The sequence below is a fragment of the Flavobacterium franklandianum genome, from assembly GCF_007097365.1.
In the GTDB taxonomy this organism is placed as follows: domain Bacteria; phylum Bacteroidota; class Bacteroidia; order Flavobacteriales; family Flavobacteriaceae; genus Flavobacterium; species Flavobacterium franklandianum.
In genome coordinates this window covers 207,774-222,685 of sequence record NZ_VJZR01000004.1, presented here as the reverse complement: position 1 = coordinate 222,685, position 14,912 = coordinate 207,774, and the positions used below count along the sequence as shown (strand labels likewise).

Annotated in this window: 6 protein-coding genes; all 6 read right to left on the bottom strand. The window is 35.3% G+C overall.

Annotated elements, in window-relative coordinates:
- Positions 1-237: 237 nt before the first annotated feature.
- Entirely contained in the window at positions 238-3,735 is a 3,498-nt protein-coding gene (locus FNW17_RS07240) for an AbfB domain-containing protein (RefSeq protein ID WP_262710841.1), read from the bottom strand.
- Between the two features lie 381 nt (positions 3,736-4,116).
- A complete protein-coding gene (locus FNW17_RS07235; RefSeq protein WP_144071288.1) occupies positions 4,117-6,423 on the bottom strand; it encodes an RICIN domain-containing protein in 2,307 nt (768 codons plus the stop codon).
- A 178-nt stretch (positions 6,424-6,601) separates the two neighbouring features.
- Positions 6,602-9,922, bottom strand: coding sequence for an RICIN domain-containing protein (locus tag FNW17_RS16425; protein WP_218043859.1), 3,321 nt, complete (start codon positions 9,920-9,922; stop codon positions 6,602-6,604).
- A gap of 409 nt (positions 9,923-10,331) precedes the next feature.
- The gene (locus FNW17_RS07225; RefSeq protein ID WP_143390238.1) at positions 10,332-11,771 is read right to left on the bottom strand and encodes an IPT/TIG domain-containing protein; all 1,440 of its coding nucleotides are present in this window, start codon (positions 11,769-11,771) and stop codon (positions 10,332-10,334) included.
- 79 nt (positions 11,772-11,850) lie between these two features.
- Complete coding sequence (locus FNW17_RS07220; RefSeq protein WP_144071287.1) at positions 11,851-12,834, bottom strand: DUF4973 domain-containing protein; 984 nt, start codon at positions 12,832-12,834, stop codon at positions 11,851-11,853.
- A 17-nt stretch (positions 12,835-12,851) separates the two neighbouring features.
- Positions 12,852-14,909: a RagB/SusD family nutrient uptake outer membrane protein gene (locus FNW17_RS07215; RefSeq protein ID WP_235892954.1), complete on the bottom strand. Its 2,058-nt coding sequence runs from the start codon at positions 14,907-14,909 to the stop codon at positions 12,852-12,854.
- Positions 14,910-14,912: the final 3 nt, after the last annotated feature.

Below are 14,912 nucleotides of genomic sequence, written 5' to 3'. Positions count from 1 at the left end.
TCTCCCACACCGTTTCTGAAATTTATAATCACATACCCTTCATTTGGTAAAAACAGATTAAACCTCCTTCTTGATTAGATGAAACTCATTTCAAATTTTGATTCAAAAACAAATACTCAAATAATGTTTTGACACAGATTGCTTCAAAAGCTCATATGTTTTCTTTGAACACCTTTAAAGTAGTTTTTAAAACAACAAAGGCTCCCATAAGGAGCTTTGTTGTTATTAATTCTCATTTTATTTTTTAATAAACTTAGCTACATATTTAGCATCACCAACTTGAATATTGATAATATAAACTCCAGAAGTTAAATTACGCACATCTAAATCATTACCTTGATTTTTAAGATTACCTAAAAGCCTGCCTTGCATATCATAAATTGTGATGTCGGCATGTGATAAATTGATTTTCGAAATAATGTGTAAGGTTTGATCAACTGGATTTTTAATAATAATTTCCTTGCTTAATTTTTGTTCATTAATACCCAATGATGCACTGACTATAAAATTTGTTGTAGCTACATCTGATTTAACACCGAGATTATCTGTTGCCACTACTTTAACATTATAAGTACCATTTTCTGTTTCCGTAAAACTGTAACTGTACGGAGCCGTTGTAACTGACGCCAGTAAGGTTGCTCCATTATAGAAATCAACTTTTGCAATTGAACCATCGGGATCACTTGCGGTACAATTTACATCTACCTTAGCACCTGTTAAGTATCTACTATTATTAGATGGAAAAGTAATATTTACAATTGGCATAGCACTGGCATATAATTGAGAAGCAGGAATAACTTCTCGAAATTGTGACGAATGAGACCACTCGAGTTTGCAATCTGCTCCTCCAACCTCTTCAAAATACTCCAACTTTATGTCATATCTCTTACCTGCTTCTAAGGTAATTTTACCCGAATATTCAACCCCCCAATCACCAATCCAAGCATCAATCACCAATTGATTATTAATCCATAATCTTCTACCATTATCACTATTGACAAAGAAAGTGTACTCTCCTGTATATTTCGGTTGAATTTGTCCGGTCCATCTTGCAGAGAATCGATCGGTGTTTACTGCAATATTAGGAGATCCATCTCCCCAATTAAAATTAATTGTTGCGTCTTTTCTACTGAACACAGGAGTTCCAAAATTCATTCCGTTGAAATAATTTCCATACAATCCTTCTCCGCTACCATTATCTCCAATAGTAGAATCAGAAAAAATATAAAAAGTAGCGTCGTCACGATCCAATTGATTCACAATTGCCTCTGAGTAAAGTAAAGAACCTCTATGTCTGATAAATCTACCCGGAAAATTAAAAGATTCGAAGGAAACACGTGAAGAATTTGACAGTCCCGATCTTAAATAGAACGTAGCATCTTCTTTGAAAACTTGACTACCATCATTAGATTGCAACATCATTTGAGCATTAGAATGACGAAGATATTTGTCTGGGGAATTTAATGATTGTAATGAAATTCCAACACCTGCAAGACCAGGCACTACTTTCCAATAAGCATCGTCTAAAGGCTCAATAATATTATCCATATGAGCTTTGCCCTCCTGATGACGGATAAAAATTCCTGCGACATTATAGGCTTCAAAAACAGCATAGCCTGAAGGAGGATGTAAATAGTACATATCATTGTTGTGAGTTGACTCAAGAGCAGTTTTAATTTTTTCAAAGTCTCCCTTAAAAATTTTTCTATCGTAAGTATAATGACCATTAATCTCGGCTTCAACATCTGTCCATTGAGTCAAAACCGCAGCACTCATTCCTTCATAGTCCCTAAGATTCTTAAGAATATTAGCATAATCAACTAAGACATCAGTAAATTCATTATCAGTTTCGACAACTCTGGCCCATGTAGTCCATGCATTATCATCCCACATATTTCCTGGTTTTCTCAACACTACACCTGCAAATTCCCCATTTGCGAGAGCTCTATTATCATCTGGTGAAGGACAACTTGGAGCAGAATAGTAATGATAATCTTTCATATGGCCTACCGTTGAAAATGCTGCGCCGCAGCACCCACTATTTTCATTGACCAACCTGCTAGGATCAAGATTTTCTATAATATTAGATATTCGTACAGAATCAAACATCCCCCATTGTTCATTAAATGGCACCCACATAATTACGGAAGGATAATTCCAGTGTGTTTGGATCATTCTTCTCATTTCAAGTTCATACTGGTCACGCTGAGCTGTAGTATTATTGTGTCCGCTTACTACATCCTGCCAAACAAGCAATCCTAATTTGTCTGCATTATAATACCATCTTGCTGGTTCAACTTTGATATGTTTTCGCACCATATTGTACCCCAAATTTTTCATCCCTTGTAAATCAAAAAGTATTGCCTCTTCGGATGGAGGAGTGTATATACCATCAGGCCAAAATCCTTGATCAAGAGGTCCCATCTGAAATACGGGTTGATTATTAAGAAGCATCTTTGTAATACCCTTAACCTTTCCTAACGAAATCTTCCTCATACCAAAGTAACTTTGAACGTTTTCTATGACATTCTCACCATTTTTCAATACAATATTCAAATCATATAAGAAAGGGGATTCAGGAGACCATAGCTTCTGATTCGGGATTGATATAGTAATTGGAGTGTTTACTGCACCCGAAACAGTATTAACTACTGTGTTTCCATCTTTAGCCAATGCTTCAAAAGTTATTCCGCTACCATTCCCTACTATTGTTACCGTAAGCTGCAATGTTCCATTATCAATATTTGGAACTAGTTTTATATCCTTGATATAAACATTTGGAACTGATTCCATCCAAACGGTCTGCCAGATTCCACCAGTAGGTGTATAAAAAATACCAGCAGGTGGAACATTAAATTGTTCATCCGTTTGTTTTCCCTGAGGCCCAGGGGATCCTTCTGAAGTGTTAGGATCCCATACTTTCACATTCAACTTATAGGTATTTCCAGCGGTAACTTTATCAGTGATATCTATGCTGAAAGGATCGTATCCTCCTTTATGAAGCAAAACACTTTGACCATTAATAAATATTTCTGCCTGAAAATCAACTGCTCCAAAATGAAGTATAGTTCGTTTTCCATTCCATTCCTTAGGTATACCTATATACTTCTCGTAAGTAAATCTGTGCCAATTTTGCTTAACGCCGGACAGAGCAGATTGGATAGGAAAAGGAACAAGAATTCCACTTTTTGAACCACTAAAATTAATATCATTCCCTTCCCATACATCCCAAAGTCCGTTAAGATTTTGCCAGTTTTCCTTCATCATTTGAGGTCTTGGATACTCCTGCAATACACCGGTAGGATCATTTATACCCTCACCCCAAGTTGTCCAGATTGGGTTAGAAGCTTTATTCCAAGATGCTAAGGTGGTGGCAACGATTACTTCATTTGAATAATTAGACGTATTGGCTCCACTAATAGCCATGACCTTGATATAATAAGTAGTCAAGGGAGTTAATTCTTTAAGATCATAAGAGGTTATCCCTGCAGCTACTTGTGCTACTTCAGAGTAAGTACCACTTGCACCTATCTTTAATTGAATACTAAAACCTGTTTCGTCTTGGCTATTATCTTTCCAACTCAAATTGATTTGTGAATTTGAAAATGTTTTAGCAATAAGATTTGAAGGCTCGACAACTGTGACATTAGAATTTGAGTTAGTAATCTCAAATGGACTGTTAACATAAGTATTAAAATTATCTACAGCTATATTTAAACTTGAAACCCTAGCCATTGCAGGAGTGATGCATAGTAAAAATAGGAATATAAGAAATCCTAAATTCCTTATATGTAATTTGGTAATTGTTATCATAATTTAAAAATTATATTTTTTAGGGTTAATTAATTTAAAATAGTTTGACAAAAATGGAATTTCTAAATTCCCGTCATGCTTTTAGCCATCAGTAAAACCGAAAACAGTGATACTTTGGATATTGTTTTTCTTTTTTGTTAGTTGTTTTCATAAAATCAATTTTTGATATTAAAACTTTGCAATTTTTATCTAAATAATGCACTCCATTTTAGAAAGGTATTATTGGTGATTATCCAAATCAATAGAAAAAAAATTTAAAAATTGTTTGTTTAAAATCAAATGTCTTCAAGGCTTATCTCTTAATTATTTCTTCACAAATTGTTTTACAATTTTATTATCATCGATGTCAAAAAAAATAAAATAAACCCCTGATTTTAAAGCCGAAACATCAATACTATTATCTAAGCATTTTTGTTTTAAAACCAAATTTCCTATTAGAGAAAAAATACTTATTTCTATTCCTTTCATGTCTGAGGTTAAAAAAAGGGTGTCCTTTACTGGGTTTGGGTATAAATTTATAGAAGATCCCATTTTGTTTTGTGTTTCTAACGATAACTGTGTTACTGGTATTAATTTCCATTGTCCAGATGTTTGCTTATTATCATCAAATTGTTGAACATTAGCACCGTTTACAATACTTGCTCCCAAAACCTCTAACAATCTACCACTATGTTTTGCAATAATTTTATAATATCCATCTCCTGTCGAAATCAAAAAAAACTGCTGATTTGTTGTAGCATTGTACGGATATTGCTCCAAATTGGCTCCATTAGCTTTGTTGTAATTATTAATATCTAGTGATTGACCACTGTGTTTTACAATGATTTTATACAAACCTTCATCTGTTAAATTGGTGAAAGTGAATTTTTGATTATCTCCCTCACTGGGTGTGTTTTGCGCAATATTGGCACCATTTGACAGGCTTGATCCTGAAACAGACATATTCATACTACTGTTGCGATTTTGCAGATAGTAGGTCTTGTTTCCTAAATCATTATCTAAATTTAACTTCACTTTTAATGAAGTCACTTGATCTTTTAAATTAACTATGGAATTAGTATCACTAGTAATTGTGGTAGATGTACCCGTGAAATTATCATCAGAATAAAGAATTACTTTATAACCAGGATTAACTTTTACGGAGGTAATATCATTGTCGACCATACCTCTAGCAACTAAATCGCTTAAACTATAATCTCCCACCACAAATCCAACTTTATACCCTCCAAAATCTGCCTCTTGAAATACGTTCACAAATCCATTATCAAAATCAATCTTTATGGAACTTATTCTGTCGTTCCAATCATTAAGCCAAGGGGTATTTGAAGTAAAAACTTTTGATGTGCCAGAAAAATTATCGTTTTCAAAAACAGTAATAGTGTACCCATCAGGGATTGTCAATGATGTAATATAGTTATCAAGGGTGCCTCGTGATAAAAGTTGCGCTGATGTATAGTTGCCTGCAGGAAGTTGAGAATAAAACCCACCATAATTAATATCTTGATAAAGATGCACTTTATTTAAACTGGCAATTGATTCGAACAAATGAACACCACTAGTTTGCGTGGATAAATCGATTGTGCCGTTTGGTCTCCGCTCCCAATCTGGACTAATTAAAAAACTAGATTTATCAACAGAATTATCCCATACATAATCACCCGTATGTTTAATTACTTTTAAATAACGTTCCTTTTGTGCTTGGGTAAGATTTCCTACCCTAACAAACTCTGCAAACCATTTTGCAAAAATCCCTTTAAATAAACCTCCATCTCCTTGTCCTTTTTCATTTAAATAAAAAACTCCTCCATCATAAAGTCTATAATTCATCATAAATTCTGACGCCTTGATACCATCATCAACATAAGATTGCTGACCTGTAACAATACTAAGTTCTAAACAAGCACCAATGTACATTCCAGAATTATAAGAAAATTGCCAGCTAGGGTCATAATTATCTGGAGCGTCCCAAATGCCACCTTGAGCATTGAGTACATTCGCTTTCATCCAAGCATGAATGTCTTTTGCCATTTGCAGGTTGACTGGGTCCCCTTCTAATTGATACAATTTGACAGCAATAATAATCGCTGGCGCATTCGCAATAGAATTGTTACAAGGAGATGTGCATCCTTTTTTCCAAGACATAGCATTATTTGCATAACCTGTTTTAATTTCTGACCATATTTGATGAACCGCATCAAGAAACTCAGAATCTTTAGTTGCATTGTAGCAATTAAAACTTGCCAAACAAAGCCATTCTAAGTCATCATAATAATCATTGTGATAGGTTTCATTACCATACAGATTGTATTTTCGGATTCCGCCTATAATATTTTTCATCCTGTCTTTATAAACAGAATTACGTGTTCTTTGATAGGCATCTGCTAATGTTTCAAGAGTATGCGCTGTTACCCAATATCCATATCCATAAGGATTATTATCAGAAGAACTGTTACCCTTAAAATAACTTCCATCTGCTGAGATGAAACTATTAAAAGTTCCATTTTGAATATATTCTGCACGTTGGTCTGTGGTTTGTGCAAATAAGTCACAAGTATATAACAAAAAGAAAACGAACCATTTTAAATTTATCTTTATATATATATATATCATAATTTACTTTACATTATTAAAATTAACAAATAATTGAATAAATGCTTTAAAGAAAGGACAATAATTGATTCTTTCTATTTAGAACATCTTTACTACATCTAGAAATTTTTAAATATTAGTATATAAGATTCTATTTGGAATTGTATTAAAATCAAATATCTTTAAGGTTTTTTTTTAATTACTTCTTCACAAATCGTTTTACAATTTTATTACCATCTTTATCAAAAATCACAAAATAAACTCCTGCTTTAAGATGCGAAACATCCATACTATTATCTATTAATTTATGTTTTGAAACTAAACTTCCTGTCGGAGAAAAAATACTAACATTGATTCCTGTCAAATCTGTAGAAAAGAAAAGTGTGTTTTCTACAGGATTTGGATATATATTTAAAGTGGACACTATTTCTTCTTGTGTTTTTACTGATAACGTTTCTCCAACACCTATTCTTGTAATATTAATCCAGTTGATATTCACACCTCCATTTTCAATTAACAAGCCAAAATTGTATGTTCCTGCACTTATATTCACAGTTTGTGATATCGTTTGCCAATTTTGACCACCACTTGTATTGGGAATATTAATTGAACCCAATTGGATACTACCTGCATTCAAATTTGTAGAAATTTTAGCTCCGTCTATATTACTAGCAACTCGGTATTCAATTAAATAAGAACCAGTAGTTGGGAAATTAATATTGTTATACGTCAACAAGTCCCCAGGATCAGTACTAGTAACATTTAATCCTCCTCCTAAATCGCTTGTAGCTTCTTTTAGAATGCCGTTCATGGTTGAATAATTTTCTGCTTGAATTAATTTAGAGACTGCTGGTATTAATTTCCATTGTCCGCAAGTTTGATTATTATTATCAAATTGCTGAATATTAGCTCCATTTACAGTGCTCGCCTCATCTACTTCTAACAGTCTTCCACTATGTTTAGCCAAAATTTTATAATAACCATCACCAGTAGGTACTAAAATGAATTGTTGGTTTGGAGTAGCATTGTATGGATATTGCTCTAAATTGGCACCATTAGCTTTATTGAAACTATTAATATCTAATGATAGCCCACTATGATTAACAATAATTTTGTATATACCATCTCCTAAATGTGTGAAAGTAAATTTCTGATTATTCCCTGTAGTAACAGTTCCTTGAGCAACATTGGCACCGTTAGAACTACTTGACCCAGTAACCTCCATATTCAAACCACTATTGCGATTTTTCAAATAGTAGGTAGTACCTCCTAAATTGGTGTCTCCATTGAAAAGGACACGGATAGAGCTAGTTTTTTTGTTCCATGTACTATTTAGGCATGAAGTGTCAGAGTTGATAATTATTGAATTTCCAGTAAAATTATCCTCTTGGTATAAAATAGCTTTGTAACCTTCGGCAATTTTTAAGGAAGAAATATCATCATCTTGAACTGACAATGATTTTAAGCGATCCAAATTATAATCACCAAGTTCAAGACCTCTAGAAAACCCCAAAAAATCACAATCTTTATATACTGTTACTATACCTGTATTTGATAAAGGAAAAGGGTCAATAGGAAGACCTTTTGATTCTCTTAATAATTGAAATAAATGATCTGGACGAACCACTTTATAATCTGCACTAAGCGAATTGGCAACGCTCTTAAAATTAGATGGTTTCATATCATTCCAAGGTTGAGCCTGAATAATAATAAACCTAGGTTCATTTCCATTCCATCCAGCTGCTGCTTGTGCAATAAAATCCTGTACATTATTTTCTTGAACGCAGTAATTACACGAAAGAGGAAACCCAGGAAGGGAGTTATTGTATATGCTTAAAGGTCCAGCAGTATTCTGAGCTGTTATTCCTAATAAAGACGGTGCGTGTTTAGCATAGGTTTCACCTACATTTTGGTTAATTCCTCCATTAATTCCATTCCAAACCGTAATGACCTGGAGACCAGCACGACGGTTGTAATTTTCAGTTTTATCGACAAATTCATTTAAACGATTTTGATCTGGCCAATAATTTGGATAGGCATACCCATAACCAGAAGGTCCAGAAATTAAATTGTCATTAACTGTGGCTGTTTCGTGATAATAATTTAATGCTCCAGGCATAGCGTCAACCATAGCTGGCGATACAGTCCAACCGATTGGGACAGAGCCACGATCAGGATTGTTCCAGAGTTTGCGCATCAAATGTTCAACATAAGATAAATTATCACCATCACTTATAATGAATGCTACATAAATTTTATTTTCCAATGCAGGTTTTGGAGGCACTGGTTTTAAATTTATCTTTCTTGGCATTCCACTATGCACAGGTAGATTAGTACAATAATCACTAGGTATAGTTGCAACTCCATATTTAGATGCCCTATCTACTCCTGGGCCTTCTTCAGGCCACCAACCCATATAATTCGAACCTGATGGCATCGATGCAAAAAACTTGTTCAGCAGTTCACTTTCACCAGGTACCAAAGGATCAAGCCATATTGTTGCAACTCCTAAAGACACAACATATTCACGCAATGAAGCTTCATGAAACGTTGGGCTTAATCCCACCAATAAACGGTGATCAAGATCTGGCCAATAGTTATCATAAAGCGATTGATACACTTCTAACTTATTATTAAACTGACCACGTAAATCCATCAATATAGGCAAATTATAGGGTGCAGAAGTTAGTTGAGATAATAAACTTGGAGAAACGATAAGTGCATTTCTACTTGAAGCTAACATTGATGCTAAATTTACAGTATGTAATTCGTCGGGGTCATAAACAATCAGTCCATCTATTTCACTACGATATTTAGAAATTAATGACCATATATCTGAATTCTCTCTCCATTTCAATCCCAATGACTGTAACCAAGTATAAGCACCTTCGGCAAAAGCATTACCGTCATAAGAAAAAATTCGGGGTTGTTTTTTATTTACGATTCCTTTTAGTGAAGCAAATAAGTAATTATAGCGAGAATAATCATAGTTTATCTGAGTTCCGACCCAGTCCACCTTTATACTGGAATTTCCAAGCCAATACACCCGTAATTCCAATGATTGATTAGCAACTGGCATTTTGTAATCAAGCCTAAAACTTGTATATTTTGCTGGTGAAGAAAATTGTTTGCGGGTAATTGTTCGCTTCGCCAATACTTCACCTGTTGTCGCATTTCTAACATCAATTATAGCAACTGCATCGTTATTGATGCTATTATTATTAATCATCATGCTAAATTCCGCAGTATTTAACCCCACAGGAACATTTTTTACATAAGGTCCTTTAACCATGTAATTATTTGGACTATCTATTGCTGATTGGCAAAGCCATCCATCACCACTCACATGACCTATATCATGACTAATTGACAAGCCTTCTGCTTCCCAACGGGTCATTGGCTCAAAGCTTGCCTGTTTTATAACAAACAGATCTTGAGTTTGAGCTGTGGCAGAAAATGTAGGAAGAAGTTGTCCTTGTGGCCAAGTTACTTGAGCTATGACTGGTGTGATGAATAACAAAAAATAGCAGATAAGTAATACTGACTTTTTTAAGTAAGAGTTATTGTTTATCATCATAAGGCAATACTTTATTAATTTTGAATATCATTTTACGGCTGTTTACTCCATCTTGTATTGTAATAATTCCTTTATAAATATGATATAATGTATGTTAATATATAAGGGAAGAGAGGGTGGAGATATCGCTGATTTCTTTCTTATTTAATAAAAGGTTAATTTATATTAAACTTACAAAAAACTCCTGATAGAAAAATAATCAGATAAATATTACACCAAAATAATTATAAAAATAGGACTGAGCCTAAGCGCATTGTGCGACATTGGCTCAGTCCTCATTACTACAACCATGAATTATACTTGCAAGAACATTTTTGACTTTTTTACTATTTTTCTCGTTCTCAGAGAATTATTAATCTGCTCCTTCAAGAGCTATTTTACGAATACGGTGATTCGAACTGTCTCCGATGTAAAAAGCACCTTCTTCCGCATCATAAGCAATTCCTGTTGGTTGGTCAAACCTAGCTTCTTGTCTAAGGTCACCGTCTATATAGCCCCATGGATCAGGATTAATACTTGAGCTTCCTCTTCCTGCAAATGTGGTAACACTACCTGCTGGGGTCAATTTTCGAATATCATGGTTATGCCGTTCTGTAAAATAAAAATCATATTCATCTTGTTTACCAGCATATTCAGCATTTTTCACAAATACACCTTGATAGGGAGTATTCAAACGAACACTAGAGCCAACTCCATCTTGATAACCAGGGGCTTTAAGCTGACCACATACTAGATACGGTTGATTAAATACTTTTTTATCCCAATTATAATCTACACGGAGGATGTAGTGCTGGTTAACAACAACAATATAGGCGTAATTTCCGGAGGGATGTATAAAAATTTTATATTCCCATTGTGGATCATGAACTACGAACAAGGTTTCATAATCTTTAATTCCAAGTCCTGGAGGAGTGAAAGCGTTATTTAAATCGAAACGGAAAAACTGCCCCTTCTCATAACTGTTAAAATACAGTTCTCCATTCACCGGATGAACCGCTGCACCATTACATTGCTTGTATGTAGTCAAGATTATTCTGTCTTGCCAATCTTGGTCTCGGGATAACGCATATGTTGCCCGATCATTTTCTCCGCCACGATCTTCCGCAATAATCATATGTTTACCATCATTGGTAAAATCAATACTTCGTGGTCGGTCAAAATCAGAGCGTTTTTTGGTTACTGTACTATCTGCAAAATTAATCAGATAAAGACCATTATTTTCATCAAATACCATCCATAAATGTTTTGGATTTTGTGGATCAAACTTCATAATTGAAGGTTTCCAAAATCCGCTCGCCATATCATTGAGGTTAGCAGAAAAGAATTTACCATCCTTCCAAGGTTCATCGCCCCGGGCATTTTTGTACCCGATCACGGTAGATACCGTCATCTTGCGCAGATAGTCAAATTTGGTACTCGAAAAACCAATAACCTCTTTATCCACTTCCCCTATTCGCACTTCAATGTCACCACCAATTGCTCCCACAGGTACCAAACAGTAAATCGACTCACCTTTTACACCAATTACGACTGCCTCTTTTCCACCGATAAATACTGAAACTATGCTAGGGTCTGTGCCAAAGTTCGTTCCATAAATAACAAGACGCTGCCCTGCACCACCCAATTTAGGAGAGAAATCAGAAACCACAACGGGTTTCGAAGAGTCAAAGGGCGAATATTTTATATCTGCACTATCATCACTTTGACAACTATAAAAGCCAATACTTGCAAAAGCCAACAGCAAACAAAGAGCATGCAATATCCTTTTATTGTATATTATGTTTAAATACATAGTTTTTTTATTTTAAAATTACAATATATATTTTGGGATTATTTCCCTTTTTTTTCAACCGTATAGTTACGTTACATTCTTACCATTCTATAGATTGGTCTTCATCTGGAATCTGGGTATTTAATCGACGCTCCAAAATCAACGACCCACCAACCTTATAATTAATATTTATATTGGGTACCATAGTATAATCTGAAAATTGATAATCAATATTATTAATCGTTATATACCTGTGTAAAAGGTAGGGGCGAATTTCATCCATTTGTTCATTGATTGTATAACTCGCATCTTTATTTAACTTAAAATGCATATCCGGATTATCAGCATAGAATCTGACTCCACCAGTATTGTCAAATTCTGCATAAACTTTATAGTTGCGTCGATCTTGACGTTCTTCATCTATATTTCCTGCATAGAAGAATATGGTATTTTCATCCACGACATACGATTTTATTTGTGCTTTTACAAGAGGTGTCTCCTTTTCATAACCTGCCATTACCGTCTTCAATGCAGTACCGCTATAAGTACCCGAGTAGTCGTTGAAAGGATTAATGCGCAAAAGTGCTTTTCGGTAATGTTTTCGAGGGTTAGCCACATAATCATAAGACGGGTCAGATTTAATAGTCAAGGGTAACACCCACTTCTCTACCAAATCGATATCCTTTAATGTAAAGTCGATACCCATTAATGAAGTATTCTCACCTGACTTGATCTTCACTTCAGAAGAAAAAGTAAAATATTTACTCTCTAGCTCCTTATAATAAAAATCTTCACGATTTTGAAAGCGCTGATAATTCAGTACATCCAATGTATCGGAGTCTACAGCAATATTTACTGTCATATTTTTAGCGTTTGTCGTAGACCCGCTAACAATTAAAGGCAGCTGGAATGTCGTTTTCTCATCTCCCTTATAGCGAATATAGATATCGCTAACTCCTCCACTTGTTATGGGAGCTTTTAATGACACATAATTTTCAAATTGTTCTTCGGTCCACTCATCATTACATGAGCCACAAATTAAAAGCAGCGTGAGCGAAAGAAAAAGTATAAATGGTTTTTTCATGATGATATATATTTTTATTAATCGTTATAATTCCATCCTGGATTTTGCGTAAGACGGTTATTCCGTTTTAGTTCTGTAAGGCCAATTGGCCAAAACCACATCTTATCCGAAAAGGTAGATTTGAGTGCCCAAACAGCTACAGGCTGGTGAAAAAGATCCCGTTCAGCACTACTCATAAGAATATTACAGCCATATACGGTCAAAGATTCTTCTATAGGTGCATCCATCCATCGGCGCAGGTCATAGTATCGCTGACCTTCTGCCAAAAGTTCAATGAAACGCTCTTGCTTCAATTTTTTTCTTAGCCCTGCCTTGTCATTGTAAACTTCGGCTGGATAGTCAGGTACACCTGCTCGGATACGTACAGGATGAATCCCCTTTTGCATCTCGGTGATCTCGCGAGAGATAGTGTATGATCCTCCGTTCCATGCTGGAATGTTGTACGAACCACTTAATTCATTCAATGCTTCAGCATACATAAGCAATATATCTGCATAGCGAATAGCTGGCTCAGGTTTAAATTTGATATTGCCAAAATTTCCACCCTCATAAGTATCATTTTCATTAATATATTTTTTTACCCCAATACCTGTTCGCAACCAATAAGCATTGGATGAATTAAATCCGTTTCCTCTAGGATCATTACGGTAATAAAACACCTGTTGGTTACGATTACGTTCTTGAGTCTCGTTTTTCAATGTCCACAAACTACCATTGAAAGCTACAGATGCATAAAACCGAGGTTCGCGGTTAGCGTACTGTAAAGAAACATTGGGTCTCAATGGTTTATACTTACCCGCTAAATAATCCGCCGTCTTAACGTAACCAGTTACACGTTCGGAGCCATCCCCACGGCCAATTTCCTTATCTTTACCAGGGATATCCTTACCATCATTCATTGCATAAGCATCGGCCAATTTTTGCGTTAATCCATGAGTATTCCAGCCCGTCGCGGATCGGGGCAACTGATGGGCAACCATTGCCATTATACTTTCTCCGTCTTGATTATTTCCTCTGGTGAAAATCAATTCCGGATTTCCTGAGGCTGTCAAGGTACCATCAAATACATAGGCATATGATTTGGCTGGATCAATATTTGCCCAACCTTCCGGCCATGATTTAGTAGAGAAATTATTATCTGATGGAGGAATAACTGTAGCATCCTGACCTGTTGCTACTATTGGGAATGTATATAAACGGTACACACCAAGTTCCATCACGTCTCTGGCAGCAGCAGCAGCTTTCGCCCATTTTTCCTCTTTGTAATCGGAAGAGAGCAACCGTTTTCCTTTATCATCAACTAATAGTGTTGCAAAACTTGAGTTATTTCCATTCGCCAAAGGACTGGCTGCATAAATCAATGCTTTAGCGCGGGCAGCCAAGGCAGCTCCAACAGTTGGTCTGGCTGAACCGTCCTGACCACGTACCATACCCATTTCCTTCATTTCTTGCGCAGCAAGTAACAATTCACTACTTATAAACTCAGCGCAATCTTCGTAGGTACTACGAGGAACGGCCAGGTCATCGTAACTTTCGGTATAATCTAATCCTTTATCGGGCAACAACGGGATAGGACCGTATTTACGCAATAGTATCCAGTATAGATAAGCTCTTGCAAATCGAGCTTGCCCTCTATAGTCATCAATTTCTTTTGCATTCAACTCTGTATTCATATAAATATTATGAATGAAGGTAGATGCATTACGAATGCCACGGTAACACTGAATCCAAGTTCCCTGTTTGTCATTTTCAGTGTATTGCCCCATTTTGAACAAATTATAGGAAAGTTCATTTTTTGATGGGTCGTAAACATTATCTCTATCTCCGTAATACATATCATCGGCAAAATTAGTTGGCGTTTGCCCCTTACTTGCAACATCAGCATTGACCCCTTTTAGTTCATCAAATACGTTGGCAAGCCATTTTTCTGAATATACTTTACCTTGAAATACCTTTTCTTCTGTGAGACGATCTTTGAAGTATTTGCTAGAATCAAGGTAGTCACTACAAGAAGTAATCAGACCTGTGACGCAAATAAGCAATAAAACAGTATATATTATTTTTTTATTCATCATTTT